This window comes from Variovorax sp. P4_B10, from assembly GCF_056402375.1.
Genome location: NZ_JBFUHN010000027.1, coordinates 37,645 through 52,348 on the forward strand (window position 1 = coordinate 37,645; position 14,704 = coordinate 52,348).

Below are 14,704 nucleotides of genomic sequence, written 5' to 3' on the forward strand. Positions count from 1 at the left end.
TGGAGCCCGGAAGATACCTTCGGGCGAACGCCGCCGGAATAAAAAGCCCCCGGTGCGTGGCGTGGGCGGACTTCCGGGCCAACTGGCTCAGTCCAATATCGCTGTGGCAGCCTCGGGGTACAGGTTCGGGAACAGGATGTTCAGCGAGGAGAGCGGAAAACCGATGCTCAGCTCCGAACGATGGCCGTCACTCTTCAGAAGTCCATCCTTGGTGAATCGCGAGATCACTTTTCGGGCTGTGCGCTCTTCCAACCCTGTCATCCGGATGAATTCCCCGCGCGACACCGCGCCGACGGCCGCAATCGTGTGCAGCGGAAGCAGCGCCTCCTCGCGGTATTCGGTAATGCCCTCTGTGGCGCCACGTACCAGCAGATAGGCGCGAATACGGTCCTTGAGCTTCGAGAGGTCAAGCATCGAGGCCATGAAATTGACTTGGTCTTCGCACAATTCCAGGAAGTAGCGGCACCACGCCCAGAACATTTTTTCGCTGAGGTTTCCGCGGCCGTCGAGGTCTCCCTGCCTTGCGCTGTCGGCGTTGTCCAGCATCTCGTAGTAGCGGTCGCGATAACGGGCCAGGCCGCGGTTGGCGGACCAGAGGCCTCCGCTCATCAAATGCAGGGCGCAATGGGTCTGAAGCCGGACGGCTCGCCCGTTTCCATCTTCGAAGGGATGCGTCCAGGCCATTCTGTGGTGCGCAGCGGCGACGGTGTAGATCACTGCGTCGACGCCCTTGAGGCCGCCGTAGACGTCGTCCATCCTTTTCAGGAACCGCGGGATCGATTCCCACGCAGGCGGCTGGTGCCGCCCCACTGTGACGTCATGCGTCCGGAGGCTCCCTGGAATGATGATCCGACCATCGTTCGTGAGGCGATCCGATTCGGGGAGCCGGCGGTACAGGCTCTCATGCGCTTTCTTCAGAAAGCTGCTGCTCAACGCGCCCGCTTCGGTGGTGACGATTTCCTCCAGTTCCCGCTCGGCCTCGATGTGCGCCAGCGCGACACGCTGACGCCTGGCGACATCCGGCTTGTCTGAAAAATCTCTCCTCAGCGCACGCTCGATGTTCACGGGATGTGTGCTTTGCCCCTCGATGCGGTTCGAGTAGTACGAGTTCATCGATCGGACGATCTCGCGCAGCGCAGCCCGTGCTTTCGGACTTGCAGAGCCTTTCAACTCGGACGACTTCTCGAATATGCGGCGCGTGATTTCGCTCAGTTCGCCGAGTTTTTGCGTTGGCAGTAAGGGTTCGAACTGGTGAGGTTGGTCGTAGACCAGCAAAGACGTGGGTTTGACGGACATTGATTCCGGTTTGAGTTCTGCTTAGTTTAGGTTGAAAGTCTTTTTAAATCAACGGCTTATGAAGATAGCTCGGACGATCTATTTCCGGTTTGAATTCTGGTTTTTTTGCCGATATCGACCCCACCGCAGCCAAAAGCAAAAAGCCCCCTGTACGCGGCGCGGGCGCACAGGGGGCAAGGGGGAAATCTGCGTTTGGATCAGAACGCCGGGACGAGCGAACCCTTGAACTGCGTCTCAATGAAGCTCTTCACCTCGGGCGACTGGTAGGCCGCCACGAGGCGCTTGGCCCAGGGCTTGTCCTTGTCGGCGCGGCGCACGGCGATCAGGTTGGCGTAGGGGCTTTTCGCGGCCTCCTTGATCACAGCGTCCTTGTTGAGCGAAAGGCCGGCCTTCTCGGCGTAGTCGTTGTTGATGGAGGCAATGGTCAGGTCRTCGAGCGAGCGCGGCAGCTGGGCGGCGTCGAGCGCCACCAGCTTCAGCTTCTTGGGGTTGCTCACCACGTCGAGCGGCGTGGCGTTGTTGTTCTTCACCGCCTCGGGCTTCAGCGTGATCAGGCCGGCGGTCTGCAGCAGCAGCAGGGCGCGGTTGCCGTTCGACGGATCGTTCTGGATGCCGACCGAGGCGCCATCGGGCAACTGGTCGATGGCCTTGATCTTGCGCGAGTAGAAGCCCAGCGGCGCGGTGATGGTGAGGCCCACGGGCACGATGTCGAAGCCGCGCGCCTTGTTCTGGTTGTCGAGGAAGGGCTGGTGCTGGAAGGCGTTGGCGTCGAGGTCGCCCGAGGCCAGCGCGGCATTGGGCAGCTGGTAGTCGTTGAACACCACGACCTGGATGTTCAGGCCGTCCTTGGCGGCGACCTTCTTGACCACCTCGAAGATCTGCTCGCCGTTGCCGACGGAGACACCGACCTTGAGCGTGTTCTTGTCCTGGGCCAGGGCGGCATTGCCGGCGAAGAGGGCGGCGGCCAGCGTGGCGAGGGCGAGGGTGCGGCGGCGGAAAGTGGTGGTGTGCATGGTGTGGCGCGAAATCAATTCAAAAAAGAAGGCGCGAATGTGGCATTGCCCGGCGCATTTGGGAACGAACCAATGCGCATATCGATATGGCGATCGTTCGAGGCGTTTTGGCAGGCTTATGCGTTTTCATGCATAAGTACGAGCCGATTTGTTCGTTCCCTTTTGGCGCTTTTGTTTTCATACTCGGCACCTTTTTGCGAACTCCGCAACCGCGCTTTCACGCGGGCTGCGCCTCTTTTCCATGACCAACCATTCGCCCGATGCGGCCCGCGGCAACGCGGCGCCGGTCATCCGCCTTCAATCGGTGCAGAAGTCTTTCGCCTTGCCCAGCGGCGAGGTGTTCGACGCCGTGCAGTCGCTCTCGCTCGACATCCACCAGGGCGACGTGTTCGGCCTGATCGGCAAGAGCGGCGCCGGCAAGTCGACGCTGCTGCGCCTCATCAACCTGCTGGAGCGGCCCGATGCGGGCAAGGTCTTCGTCGGCGGGCGCGACCTCACCACGCTCTCGCGCCGCGAGCTGCGCGACACGCGCCAGAACATCGGCATGATCTTCCAGCAGTTCAACCTGCTGCAGAACGCCACGGTGTTCGACAACGTGGCCTTCCCGCTGAAGATCCACGGCCGCCATTCGAAGGCCGAGATCAATGCGCGGGTGCGCGAATGCCTGGCCCTCGTGGGCCTGGCCGAGAAGATCGACACCTACCCGGCCCAGCTCTCGGGCGGCCAGAAGCAGCGCGTGGCCATTGCGCGCGCGCTGGCGCCGCGGCCGCAGGTGCTGCTGTGCGACGAGCCCACGTCGGCGCTCGACACCGAAACCACGCGCGCGCTGCTCGAAACGCTGCGCGACATCAACCAGAAGATCGGGGTGACCATCGTGATCGTCACGCACGAGCTGTCGGTGGTCGAGGTGCTGTGCCGCAACGTGGCCATCCTCGAGAAGGGCCGGCTGGTGGAGCAGTTCGCTGTGGTCGATGCGCCGGGCGAAGAGCGCAAGACGGCACTGGGCCGCGAGATCGACGAACTGGTGCGCCGCCGCGAACGCGAGGCGCGCCTGCCTGTGGAGCCGCGTCTGGCCTCCGCACAGCGCAACGCGCGGGAGGCGGCCTATGTTTGAGAACATCGCCCCCATCCTCCCCGAGCTGTGGGTGGCCACGGGCCAGACCTTCATGATGCTGGCCATCGGCCTCTCGGCCGCGGTGCTCATCGGCGGGCCGCTGGGCATCCTGCTGTTCCTGCTCGGCCCCGGGCAGTCGCTGGAGAACAAGCCGGCGTTCCTGGTGCTGAACTGGCTCGTGAACACGGTGCGCTCCTTCCCCTTCATCATCCTGCTGGTGGCGCTGGTGCCGTTCACGCGGGTGATCGCGGGCACCTCCATCGGGCCGCTGGCGGCCGCGGTGCCGCTGTCGTTCGCGGCCATTCCGTACCTGGCGCGGCTGGTCGACCAGTGCCTGCGCGAAGTGCCGCGCGGCGTGATCGAGGCGGCGCATGCCATGGGCGCCTCGGAGCTGCAGATCGTCGGGCGCGTGCTGCTGGTCGAGGCCCGCTCGGGCCTGGTGCTGGCGCTGACGGTGCTGGCTGTGAGCTTTCTCTCGTACTCGGCCGTGGCCGGCGTGGTGGGCGGAGGCGGCATCGGCGACCTCGCCATTCGCTACGGCTACTACCGCTTCCAGACCGACGTGATGGTGCTCACCGTGGCGCTGCTCGTGGTGCTGGTACAGATCCTGCAATTCGTGGGCAACACCACGGCGCGCAGGCTCGACAAGCGTTGATTTCCTTTTTCTTTTCTCCTTTTCTTTCCTGCTCGCTCATTCCATGAAAACCGCATTGCTGCGCCGTTCCGTCCTCGCCCTGTCCCTGGTTGCCCTGTCGTTCGGCGGCCTCTCGCTGGCGCAAGCCCAGGACGCCAAGAAGAACCTCGTGATCGGCGGCACCGCCGGCTCCAATTACGACCAGCTGAAGTTCGGCATCGTGCCGATCCTCGAGAAGAAGGGCTACAAGGTGAAGCTGGTCGAGTTCAACGACTACGTGCAGCCCAACCTCGCGCTGGCCCAGGGTTCGCTCGACGCCAATTTCTTCCAGCATCAGGTCTACCTGAAGAAGTTCTCGGCCGACCAGAAGCTCGACCTCGCCGAACTGGTGCAGGGCCCGATCGCGCCGCTGGGCATCTACTCGACCAAGCGCAAGACGCTGGCGGAGGTGAAAGAGGGCGACCGCGTGACGCTGCCGAACGACCCGAGCAACCTGGCCCGCGCGCTGGTGCTGCTGGAGCAGAACAAGCTGATCACCATCAAGGCCGGTGTCGACCCGATCCGTGCGTCCGAGAAGGACGTGGCCGAGAACCCGAAGAAGCTCAAGTTCATTCCGCTCGAAGCCGCGCAGCTGCCGCGTTCGCTGGGCGACACCGAGTACGCCATCGTCAACGGCAACTTCGCGATCTCGTCGGGCCTGAAGCTCACCGAGGCGGTGGTGCTCGAGAAAACGCCCGACTACTACCTCAATGTGGTGGCCGTGAAGAGCGCCGACAAGAACACTGCCTGGGCCAAGGACATTGTCGAGGCCTACCATTCGAAGGACTTCAAGGCGGTGGTCGACGCCAAGTTCCAGGGCTACGCCAAGCCCAGCTTCCTGCAGTAACTCCGCAGACAAAGGACGCCCCTCATGCCCGTGCTCGCCGTATTCGATGCCCAAGGAAGCTGGCGCGACACGCATGTGTGCGACGGCTGGATCACCGAACACCTGGCGCAGCAGGGCGTGAGCTGGGGGCGGGGCGAGGCACAGAAGGGGCAGCAGGCGCTCGACAGTGCGGGGTTGTTCTATCTGCCGACAGCGGAGGGGTACCTGGGCCTGCTGTTCGAAGCGGGTGAATGGGTTTCCATTCCGGCGGACACGCCGCATTTCTTCGATGCTGGTGAGGCGGAGTCGCTTGAAGGGTTGCCTGATGCGCTGCCGCTCTTCGAGGCCTTCGTTGAGGAAGTGTTGTCTCTGACGGGGAACGACGCTGACGAGGAGTAGCGCTGTTGTTCGGGGCGTGTGCACAGGCCACCGGGTGCTCCCCTCCGCGAATGTCCCCCGCTTCGCTCCTCCTTTATTTCGCTGCGGGGAGCACCCGGTGCCCTGTGCACGAGAGGCGCGGCCGTTGTGCTGGCCGATCAACCGCTGCTCTGAGCGATCACGCCGATGGTGTGCTCTGCGCAGCGAAATAAAGGAGGAGGCCTGCGGCCCTAGGCCGCGCCGGGGGACATTCGCGGAGCAGAGCACACCGTCGGCGTGAGCGCGCCCCAACTCTCACCCAGCGTGGCCCCAAAGAGGGGCTCTCAGGCCGCCAGCCGCTGCGCCGTTCGCCCGCCGGGCCGCACCAGCCCGAGGTGATCGCGCAACGTGCGCCCCTCGTACTCGGTGCGGAAGAGCCCGCGCTTCTGCAGGATCGGCACCACGCCATCCACGAAGTCCTGCAACCCATGCGGCAGCGCATCGGGCATCAGGTTGAAGCCGTCCGCCGCACCGCCTTTGAACCAGTGCTCGATGTCGTCGGCAATCTGCTCGGGCGTGCCCACGATCACGCGGTGACCGCCGCCGCCCGCGAGTTCGCGGATCAGTTGGCGCACCGTGTAGCCGTGGGTGCGGCCGGCCGCCACCACCGCGTTGAAGAAGGTGTGGTTGCCGTTGCCATTGCCCGGGAGCGGCAGGTTGTCGGGCAGGCGCTCGTCGAGCTTCAGCCGGTCGGGCGTGACGCCCAGTGTGCCGGCGAGGCGGGTGAGGCTGTAGTCCCACGGAATCAGGTCGACCAGCTCGTCGCGTCGGCGGTGGGCTTCCGCCTCGGTGCCGCCGACGATGGTGGTGAGACCGGCCAGCACCTTCACCGCATCGGGGCCGCGGCCCAGTTCGGCGGCGCGGGTCTTGAGGGCGCGCGCGTAGGCCTGCGATTCCTCGAACGACTGCGAGGCCGAGAACACGGCCTCGGCGTGGCGTGACGCCAGCTCGCGCCCGTCGGCCGACGCGCCGGCCTGCACCAGCACGGGGTGGCCTTGCGGCGGGCGCGGCAGGTTCAGCGGGCCTTGCACCGCGAAGTGCTCGCCGCGGTGTGCAATCGCATGCACCTTGGCCGGGTCGATGAAGCTGCCCGTGGCCTTGTTGCCGACGAAGGCGTCGTCTTCCCAGCTGTCCCACAGGGCCTTCACGATGTCGGTGAACTCCGAGGCGCGCGCGTAGCGCTTCGAATGGTCCGGCGTCGCGTCGAGGCCGAAGTTGCGGGCCGAGGGCAGGTCGGCCGTGGTTACCACATTCCAGCCCGCGCGGCCGCCGCTCACATGGTCGAGCGTGGCGAAGCGGCGCGCGATGTTGTAGGGCTCGTTGTAGCTGGTGGAGGCCGTGGCGATCAGCCCGATGTGCGTGGTGGCCGCGGCCACGCAGGCCAGCAGGATGGTGGGTTCGAGCGCGGTGATCGGCCGGAAGTGGATCTGGTCGACGATGGCCGCGTTGTCGGCCAGGAAGATCGCATCGAGCTTGGCCGCCTCGGCGATCTGCGCCGTGCGGATGTAGTGCTGGATGTCGGCAAAGGCCCACGGGTCGCTCTCCGGCAGGCGCCAGGCCGAGGGCACGAAGCCCGAGTGCAGGATGTTGACGTTGAGGTGCAGTTGCCTGCGGGGTGCGGTGCCGTTGCTGCTCATGGGCTGACGAAGTAGTCCGGCAGCCGGTAGCCGGCCCACGCCGGGTTGGCCTTGAAGAAGCGCTGGAACTCGGCCGACTGGTAGGCAGCCACGATGTCTTTCGCGAACTTCGCGTGCTCGTTGCTGCGCTTGAYCGCCACCACGTTCACGTAGGGCAGCGTCATGTTCTCGAGCTTGAGCGCCTCGGTGAGCTTGAGCCCCGAGGCCACGGCGAAGTTGCCCTGCACGGCCGCGAGGTCGGCATCGGCCAGCGAGCGCGGCGCCTGCGCGGCGTCCAGCGGCACCAGCTTCAGGCGCTTGGGGTTGCTCGCGATGTCGCGTTCCGACACGCTCAGCGGGTTCGCGCCCGGCTTGATCGTCACCCAGCCGATGGCCGCGAGGATGTTGAGTGCGCGCGCCGCGTTCACCGGGTCGGCGGGCAGGGTGACGGTGGCGCCGTCGGGTACCGTGTCCAGCGACTTGTGGCGCTGCGAGTAGAGGCCCATCGGCGGCGTCGGCACGTGCACCACCGGCACGAGGTCGAAGTTCTGCTGCTTGTTGGTGGCGTTGAGGTAGAGCGTGTGCTGGAAGATGTTGGCGTCGATCTGGCCGCGCTCGACCGCATCGTTGGGCTGCACGCCCTGGCTGAACTCGATGTACTTGATGCTGTAGCCGAGCTTCTTGAGCTGGGGCTCGATGCCGTTCGTGAAGGCATCGCGGTAGGGCCCGGGCATGAAGCCGACGCGCAGGTCGTCGGCGTGGGCGGACACATGAAGGAGCAGGCTCAGTGCAAGGCCACCGAAGAGCGGGGCGGAGCGGCGCAGCCACGACGGCGCGCGCGAGGAAAAACGCATGACGACAACTCCAGGGGATGGCAAGGGGAGCTGCGCACTCTAGGGCGCGGTGCCCGCCCTGCGAACGAAGTTTTGTGCGCTTGGATATCCGCTGGCCGGATATCAGCGCTTCGCTTCGTCCTTGAGGAAGTCGACGAACGCACGCAGCGGCGCCGGCATGTGCGTGCGGCTCGGGTAGTAGAGAAACGGGCCTGAAAAACTCTGCCACCAGTCTTCGAGCACGGGCACCAGCGCGCCGCTGTCCAGCGAAGGGCGCAGGTATTCGTCGAAGGTGTAGATCAGGCCCAGGCCCGACTCCGCGGCGTGCAACTCCAGGTCGAGCATCGACGCGACCATCGGCCCGCTCGGCGTGATCTTCACGGCCTTGCCCCGGCGCACGAAGCCCCAGGCCGCGAGCACGCCGCTCGGAAAGCGATGGCCGATGCAGGCGTGGCGCAGCAGGTCGGTCGGGTGCTTCGGCGTGCCGTGCGCCGCGAGGTAGCCCGGCGATGCGGCGGCCACGAAGCGCTGCATGCGCGGACCCAGCGGCACGGCGATCATGTCGCGCGCGATGCTCTCGTCGTAGCGGATGCCGGCGTCGAAGCCGGCGGCGAGCACGTCGATGAAGGTGTCGTTGGTCGTCACCTCGAGCGTGATGCCCGGGTGCGCAAGCAGGAAGCGGCTGGCCAGCGGCGGCAGCACGCGCTGCGCAACGATCGACGGCACGTTGAGCCGCAAGGTGCCGGTGGGGCTGTCGCGAAAGCTGTTGAGCGTGTCGAACGCGCCCGCGATGTCGTCGAGCGCCGGCGAGATGCGGTCGAGCAGGCGCTGCCCGGCCTCGGTGGGCGTGACGCTGCGCGTGGTGCGGTTCAAGAGCCGCACGCCCAGCTGCGCTTCGAGCCGGCGCATGGCTTCGCTGAGCGATGAGGGCGACACGCCGCGCAGGGCGGCGGCGCCGCGAAAGCCGCGTGCGCGCGTGACGGCGACGAAGGCGCCGAGGTCCGAAAGGTCCGGGTCGGTCATGGCGGGATTGTGCGTTTTTTTGCACAGCCCGTGCGGCCATGGACGGATTATCGAACGGGGCGCTTCCTTCCAGACTACCGCCATGCCGCTCGCAATCGTGAGCGACCCCCAACGAAAGGAACCGCAATGAACACACGTCGACTCGGGGCCAAGGGCCCGCAGGTCTCCGCCCTCGGTCTCGGCTGCATGGGCATGTCGGGCATGTACGGCCCCTCGGACCGCACCGAGAGCATCGCCACCATCCACGCCGCGATGGACGCGGGCATCACCCTGCTCGATACGGGCGACTTCTACGGCAGCGGCCACAACGAAATGCTGATCGGCGAGGCGCTCAGGGGCCTCAAGGGCTCGCAGCGCGATGCGGCCCTCGTCAGCGTGAAGTTCGGCGCGATGCGCGATCCGGCCGGCGGCTGGAGCGGCTACGACGCACGGCCCCAGGCGGTGAAGAACTTCCTGGTCTATTCGCTGCAGCGGCTGGGCGTGGACCACATCGACATCTACCGCCCGGCGCGGCTCGACCCGAACGTGCCGATCGAGGACACGGTGGGCGCCATCGCCGACATGGTGAAGGCCGGCTACGTGCGGCACATCGGGCTGTCGGAGATGGGCTCGCAGACCATTCGCCGGGCCGCGGCCGTGCACCCGGTCAGCGACCTGCAGATCGAGTATTCGCTGGTCTCGCGCGGCATCGAGGACGGCATCCTCGCGACCTGCCGCGAGCTCGGCATCGGCATCACGGCCTACGGCGTGCTGTCGCGCGGCCTCATCAGCGGGCACTGGCAGAAGGAAGGCGCGGGCGCCACGGATTTCCGCACGCACAGCCCGCGCTTCCAGGGCGAGAACGTCGAGCGCAACCTGGCGCTGGTCGATGCGCTGCGCAAGATTGCCGAGGCCAAGGGCGTCACGGTTGCGCAGATCGCGATTGCGTGGGTGGCGGCGCAGGGCGACGACATCGTGCCGCTGGTGGGCGCGCGGCAACGCACGCGGCTGGAAGAGGCACTGGGTTCGCTGGGCGTTGCGCTGACTGCGGACGACCTTGCGGCCATCGAACGCGCGGTGCCCAAGGGTGCCGCAGCCGGCGAGCGCTATGCAGCCGCGCAGATGGCGCACCTGGACAGCGAAGCGGGTCACGCCTGAGCGGGCCGGGTTGGGCGTGGCGGCGCCGTTTTTTGTAGGATGCCGCCATGACCCAGCACATCGGAATCGTCGGCTGCTCCGCCGAAGGCGCGGCGCTTTGCTACAAGACCATCTGCGTGGAGGGCGCCGCGCTGCTCGGCCCGCACGCCCATCCCGAGGTGTCGATGCACACGCCATCGCTGTCGGACTACACGCACCACATCTACCGCGGCGACTGGCAGGGCGTGGGCGACCTGATGCTCGCGTCGGCGCACAAGCTCGCGAAGATCGGCGCGGACTTCCTGATCTGCCCGGACAACACGATCCACGAGGCCTTCGACTACGTTGCAGAGCGCTCGCCGCTGCCGTGGCTGCACATTGCCGAAGTGGTTGCGCAAGAGGCGGTGCAGCGCGGGTTCCGGCGCATCGGCATTACCGGCACGCGCTGGCTGGTCGACAGCGAGGTCTATCCCGGGAAGTTGTCGGCACGCGGGCTGCAATACCGGCGTCCGACCGATGGCGAGCGCGACGAGATCAACCGCGTGATCATCGAGGAGCTGGTCTACAGCGTCTTCAAGCCCGAGGCAGTGGGCACATTCCAGCGCACGATCGAGCGCATGAAGAACGAGGATGGCTGCGATGCGGTGGTGCTCGGCTGCACCGAGATCCCGCTGCTCATGAGCGACGCGAATTCGCCGCTGCCGACGCTCGATTCCACGCGCCTGCTGGCGCGTGCGGCGCTGCGCCGCGCGACCGGCGGCGGCAAGTAAGCCGGTGCGCGTTTTCACGCTTTGCCTTGCGGCAGTGTTCCTGCTGCTCGCAGGTGCGTGCACATCGTCTCCTGCCGGTCATGCAGGCGCGGCAGTCTTTCCGCTTTCGTCGTGGGAGGCCGTTCCCCGTTCGCAGCTGGGCGCCGCATGCAGCCGTGAGCTCGACGCCACCCGCGCGTACCTGAAGACACTGGACACCACCGCCTTGATGGCGGTGCGGGATGGGCGCGTGCTGTTCAGCGAAGGACCGGTCGGCACCGCCAGCATCGTGTTTTCCGTGCGCAAGAGCCTGCTGTCCATGATGTACGGCAAGTACGTGGCCGACGGCACCATCGACCTCGACCGGACCCTGGCCGATCTGGGCATCGACGACCTGGGTGGCCTGCTGGCGACCGAACGCGAGGCACGCCTGCGCGATTTGCTGACGGCGCGGTCAGGGGTCTATCACGCAGCGGCCAACGGCGGGGACGATCTCGCGTTTGCGCCCGCGCGCGGATCGCAAGCGCCCGGCAGCTACTTCCTGTACAACAACTGGGACTTCAACGCCGCAGGCACCGCCTTCGAGAAGCTGACAGGCCGCAGCATCTACCGGACCTTTGCCGATGATCTTGCGGCGCCGCTGATGCTCGAGGATTTCGACATCGCCCGCCACCGGCGCAGCGGCGACAGCGCGAAGTCCGAGCACCTGGCGTATCGCTTCTTCCTGTCGACGCGGGACATGGCACGCCTGGGCTACCTGATGCTTCGCCAGGGCAACTGGCGCGGACAGCAATTGATTCCCGCCGCCTGGGTCGCGCAGATCACGCAGCCCGTGACCACTTCCGCGCAGATGCACCCGCCCCATGTGGCGAGGCGCGGTTTTGGCTATGGCTACCTGTGGTGGCTGCTGGAAGAGCCGCCGGATTCCCCGTTGGGCGGCGCCTACATGGCGTGGGGCGTGCACGGCCAGTACATCCTCGTGATCCCGAAGCAGCGCATGGTGATCGCACACAAGCGCCAGGTGCCGGTGGCGGGCAACTGGAACCCGAGCACGGTGAGGCCGGGCGACTTCCTGCGCGCGGCAAGGATGCTTGCCGCGGCGCCCTGCGGCTGAGTTCAGCTGGCCAGGAATTCCTCGATCAGCTGTGCCACGCGCTGCGGCTGGTCGTGGTGCAGCATGTGGCCCGCGTCGCCCAGGCGCTCGATGCGCACCGAGCGCACGGACTTCAGCCGCTCGTGGAATTCGTCGAGCGTGTAGCGGTTCTTCCACCAGCCGTGCAGGCTGTCGTCGGAGGCCTCGACCATCAGCGTCGGCGCGGCGATGCGCGCATAGAGCGCGAGCGTTTCGTCGACGCGGAAGATGTGCGCATTGATGATCTTGTGCGCCGCGTCGCCGAGGATCTGCCAGCGCGTGCTGCCGTCGGGCTGCGGGTGGCCGGCCGACCAGTGGCTGGCCAGCCAGTCGGCCTTGTCCTGCGTGAGGCGCGGGTTGGTCTTCATGAGGCGGCGTGCCACGCCGTCGATGGCCGAGTAGCCGGCGAGTGCCTTCTCGCCGCGGTGCAGGCCCTTGAGTTCGTCGATCCACTGGCCGTAGCGGGCGGGCGCTTCGTCGGGCTTGCGCGCGGGCATGCCGAAGCCTTCGAGGTTGACGAGGCGGCGGATGCGCGCCGGCCGCACGCCCGCGTAGTGCATGGCGACGTTGCCGCCCATGCTGTGGCCGACGAGGTCGACCGGGCGGGCGTTGTCTCCTTCGCCGGCATAGTGGTCGAGCAGCCATTCGAGGTCGGCCAGGTAGTCGGCCAGCCAGTAGTTGTCGACGCCGCCGCCGTCGGTGAGGCCGAAGCCGCGCCAGTCGGGGGCGATGATGAAGCGGTCTTGCGCCAGCGCGTCGACGACGAATTGCCACGATGCCGCCACGTCCATCCAGCCGTGCACCAGCACCAGCGGCGGGCGTTCGGCCGAGGGCTGGCCCCAGAGGCGCACGTGGTAGTTCAGGTTGCGCACGGGCACGAATTCGCTGCGCGAGGGACGGAGGGCTTGGTACATGGGCGTCGATGATAAGGAGCCGCTTGCCTTCGCGCAGTCCGGCACAGGACAGGTGTTGCCGGGCTTTTCAGGTGCGGCCAGCGCGCCGCGGTGGAGGGCGGTAGCATCCCGCGCATGAAAAAGATCCAACTCGGTCAGAGCGACCTTCACGTCACCCCGATCTGCCTCGGCACGATGACTTTCGGCGAACAGGTGGACGAGCCCACCTCCCACGCCATCCTGAGCCGTTCGCTCGAGCGCGGCATCGATTTCATCGACACCGCCGAGATGTACTCGGTGCCCACGCGCCAGGAAACCTACAGCGTCACCGAAACCATCATCGGCCACTGGTTTGCCGCGAACCCCGGTGCGCGCCAGAAGCTCGTGCTGGCCACCAAGGTGGCCGGCCCGTCGCGCGGCATGCCCTGGGTGCGCGAAGGCAGCGGCATGACGCCTGAAGACATCGAAGCCTCGTGCAACGCCAGCCTGAAGCGCCTGAAGACCGACGTCATCGACCTCTACCAGATCCACTGGCCCGAGCGCCATGTGCCGCTCTTCGGCAACATGTACTACGACCCCGCCAAGGAAACCTCGAAGACGCCGATCCACGACCAGCTCGAAGCGCTCGGCAAGCTGGTGAAGGCCGGCAAGGTGCGCGCCATCGGCCTCTCGAACGAGACGCCCTACGGCGTGCACGAGTTCGTGCGGCTGGCCGAGGTGCACGGGCTGCCGCGCGTGGCGTCGGTGCAGAACGTCTACAACCTGATCGGCCGCGGGCACGAGAACGGGCTCGACGAGACGATGCACCGGCTGGGCGTGTCGCTGCTGGCGTATTCGCCGCTGGCCTTCGGTCTGCTGACCGGCAAGTACGACCAGAGCGGCGTCGAGGGGCCGGACGCACCGAAGGGCGCGCGCATCTCGAGCTACGAGTCGGTGCGCAAGCAACGCTGGGGCCGGCCCGATTCGCTGCGCGCGGCGCGGCGCTACAACCAGCTGGCGCGCGACAACGGCCTCACGCCAACGCAGCTGGCACTGGCGTTCTGCTACACCAAGTGGCAGGTGGCGAGCACGATCATCGGGGTGACTTCGGTGGCGCAACTCGAGGAAGACCTCGATGCGTACGGCACCACGCTGTCGCCCGAAGTGCTGGCCGAGATCGACAAGATCCGCTGGGACATCCGCGACCCGGCGTGCTGAGCCCATCACCTCGGGTCAGTGACATTCGCCCTGCGCTGCGGCCAGAGCGAGCATGGGCAGGCTGAGCAGGCCCATGTTGCTTCCCTTGAACTGGCCGCGCATGCAGTCGCCCCGCGCCGCGCCGGCAACGCCTGCGCCGAGCGGCGTGTCGAAAGCGGAGCGTGCGGGGCCGTGGAGGTCCTGGTTCGCGCGATCGGCGAAGGAGCGTTGGCGGGCCACGTCGCGGATGGCGCGCCGCGTGGCTTCGGCGTCCAGCACCAGCGGCGCTGCTGCGGGCGGGGCTGCTGCCTGTGGCGGCTCGGCGGGGGCTTCCGGCGTCACGGTGATGGCATTGCCGCGTGCCGGGGGCGGTGCGCGTCGGGGCGTGGCGCGCGGCGCGGTGGCTGTCGGCGCAGTCCGCGGTGCCGTCGTTGGCTGCGTGGGAGCGATGGGCCTTGCCGGCGTGACGATCTGCACCAGCGCCATCGCGATGCGCTTCATCGGGGCGGGCGGCTTCACATGGGGCCGGCTGGCGACCAGCAGCAGCCACAGCACGCCCGCATGCAGGGCCGCCACGACCAGCACCAGCGCCGACAGGGCGGGGCGCGGCATCAGGGCTCGGAGGCCGGCTGCCATTCGAGCAGATCGCCGGGCTGGCATTGCAGCGCCTCGCAGATGCGCTCCAGCGTGTCGAAGCGCACGCCGCGCACCTTGCCGCCCTTGAGAAGCGAGAGGTTCTGCTCGGTGATGCCGACATGTTCCGCCAGCTCGCGCGAACGCATCTTGCGCCGGGCGAGCATGACATCGAGGTTCACGACGATGGGCAT

General features: G+C 66.9%; 16 protein-coding genes. 8 read left to right on the forward strand and 8 right to left on the reverse strand.

Annotation, left to right across the window (positions count from 1 at the left end; genetic code table 11):
* Positions 1 to 87 precede the first annotated feature (87 nt).
* Both AC1DXX_RS14580 and AC1DXX_RS14585 read right to left on the reverse strand, forming a co-directional pair.
* On the reverse strand, positions 88 to 1,296 hold the full coding sequence (locus AC1DXX_RS14580; protein WP_478134915.1) for a Fic family protein: 1,209 nt from the start codon (positions 1,294 to 1,296) through the stop codon (positions 88 to 90).
* A 197-nt stretch (positions 1,297 to 1,493) separates the two neighbouring features.
* Entirely contained in the window at positions 1,494 to 2,309 is an 816-nt protein-coding gene (locus AC1DXX_RS14585) for a MetQ/NlpA family ABC transporter substrate-binding protein (RefSeq protein WP_478134916.1), read from the reverse strand.
* 241 nt (positions 2,310 to 2,550) lie between these two features.
* On the opposite strand from AC1DXX_RS14585, the gene AC1DXX_RS14590 reads away from it, so the two are divergent.
* The 4 genes from AC1DXX_RS14590 to AC1DXX_RS14605 are packed head-to-tail and all read left to right on the forward strand — an operon-like array spanning position 2,551 to position 5,321.
* Positions 2,551 to 3,423, forward strand: a complete 873-nt coding sequence (locus tag AC1DXX_RS14590) for a methionine ABC transporter ATP-binding protein (protein WP_478134917.1) — start codon at positions 2,551 to 2,553, stop codon at positions 3,421 to 3,423.
* Positions 3,416 to 4,078 (forward strand): methionine ABC transporter permease, encoded by a 663-nt coding sequence (locus AC1DXX_RS14595; protein WP_354356207.1) that lies wholly within the window; start codon positions 3,416 to 3,418, stop codon positions 4,076 to 4,078. Before AC1DXX_RS14590 ends, AC1DXX_RS14595 begins: the two co-directional genes overlap by 8 nt.
* Positions 4,079 to 4,121: 43 nt before the next feature.
* Positions 4,122 to 4,943: a MetQ/NlpA family ABC transporter substrate-binding protein gene (locus AC1DXX_RS14600; protein ID WP_478134918.1), complete on the forward strand. Its 822-nt coding sequence runs from the start codon at positions 4,122 to 4,124 to the stop codon at positions 4,941 to 4,943.
* 24 nt (positions 4,944 to 4,967) lie between these two features.
* A complete protein-coding gene (locus AC1DXX_RS14605) occupies positions 4,968 to 5,321 on the forward strand; it encodes a hypothetical protein (RefSeq protein WP_478134919.1) in 354 nt (117 codons plus the stop codon).
* A gap of 302 nt (positions 5,322 to 5,623) precedes the next feature.
* On the opposite strand, the gene AC1DXX_RS14610 is transcribed toward AC1DXX_RS14605, so the two are convergent.
* The 3 genes from AC1DXX_RS14610 to AC1DXX_RS14620 form a co-directional block, all read right to left on the reverse strand.
* Entirely contained in the window at positions 5,624 to 6,976 is a 1,353-nt protein-coding gene (locus AC1DXX_RS14610; RefSeq protein WP_478134920.1) for an LLM class flavin-dependent oxidoreductase, read from the reverse strand.
* Positions 6,973 to 7,809 carry a MetQ/NlpA family ABC transporter substrate-binding protein gene (locus AC1DXX_RS14615; RefSeq protein ID WP_478134921.1) on the reverse strand — a complete coding sequence of 279 codons (837 nt, stop codon included), beginning with the start codon at positions 7,807 to 7,809 and terminating at the stop codon, positions 6,973 to 6,975. Before AC1DXX_RS14615 ends, AC1DXX_RS14610 begins: the two co-directional genes overlap by 4 nt.
* 102 nt (positions 7,810 to 7,911) lie before the next feature.
* Positions 7,912 to 8,811, reverse strand: coding sequence for a LysR family transcriptional regulator (locus AC1DXX_RS14620; protein ID WP_478134922.1), 900 nt, complete (start codon positions 8,809 to 8,811; stop codon positions 7,912 to 7,914).
* 126 nt (positions 8,812 to 8,937) lie between these two features.
* Here AC1DXX_RS14620 and AC1DXX_RS14625 point away from each other — a divergent pair, with 126 nt between their 5' ends.
* The 3 genes from AC1DXX_RS14625 to AC1DXX_RS14635 are packed head-to-tail and all read left to right on the forward strand — an operon-like array spanning position 8,938 to position 11,790.
* Positions 8,938 to 9,948 carry an aldo/keto reductase gene (locus AC1DXX_RS14625; RefSeq protein ID WP_478134923.1) on the forward strand — a complete coding sequence of 337 codons (1,011 nt, stop codon included), beginning with the start codon at positions 8,938 to 8,940 and terminating at the stop codon, positions 9,946 to 9,948.
* A gap of 47 nt (positions 9,949 to 9,995) precedes the next feature.
* Positions 9,996 to 10,697 carry an aspartate/glutamate racemase family protein gene (locus AC1DXX_RS14630; protein ID WP_478134924.1) on the forward strand — a complete coding sequence of 234 codons (702 nt, stop codon included), beginning with the start codon at positions 9,996 to 9,998 and terminating at the stop codon, positions 10,695 to 10,697.
* Positions 10,698 to 10,731: 34 nt separating this feature from the next.
* Positions 10,732 to 11,790: a serine hydrolase domain-containing protein gene (locus tag AC1DXX_RS14635; protein ID WP_478134925.1), complete on the forward strand. Its 1,059-nt coding sequence runs from the start codon at positions 10,732 to 10,734 to the stop codon at positions 11,788 to 11,790.
* 2 nt (positions 11,791 to 11,792) lie between these two features.
* Here the strand turns inward: AC1DXX_RS14635 and AC1DXX_RS14640 are convergent, their stop codons facing one another.
* A complete protein-coding gene (locus AC1DXX_RS14640) occupies positions 11,793 to 12,722 on the reverse strand; it encodes an alpha/beta fold hydrolase (protein WP_478134926.1) in 930 nt (309 codons plus the stop codon).
* Positions 12,723 to 12,836: 114 nt separating this feature from the next.
* Here AC1DXX_RS14640 and AC1DXX_RS14645 point away from each other — a divergent pair, with 114 nt between their 5' ends.
* A complete protein-coding gene (locus AC1DXX_RS14645; RefSeq protein WP_478134927.1) occupies positions 12,837 to 13,898 on the forward strand; it encodes an aldo/keto reductase in 1,062 nt (353 codons plus the stop codon).
* A 15-nt stretch (positions 13,899 to 13,913) separates the two neighbouring features.
* On the opposite strand, the gene AC1DXX_RS14650 is transcribed toward AC1DXX_RS14645, so the two are convergent.
* Both AC1DXX_RS14650 and AC1DXX_RS14655 read right to left on the reverse strand, forming a co-directional pair.
* On the reverse strand, positions 13,914 to 14,489 hold the full coding sequence (locus AC1DXX_RS14650; protein WP_478134928.1) for a hypothetical protein: 576 nt from the start codon (positions 14,487 to 14,489) through the stop codon (positions 13,914 to 13,916).
* A complete protein-coding gene (locus AC1DXX_RS14655) occupies positions 14,489 to 14,704 on the reverse strand; it encodes a helix-turn-helix domain-containing protein (protein WP_478134929.1) in 216 nt (71 codons plus the stop codon). The genes AC1DXX_RS14650 and AC1DXX_RS14655 overlap by 1 nt, the downstream gene beginning before the upstream one ends.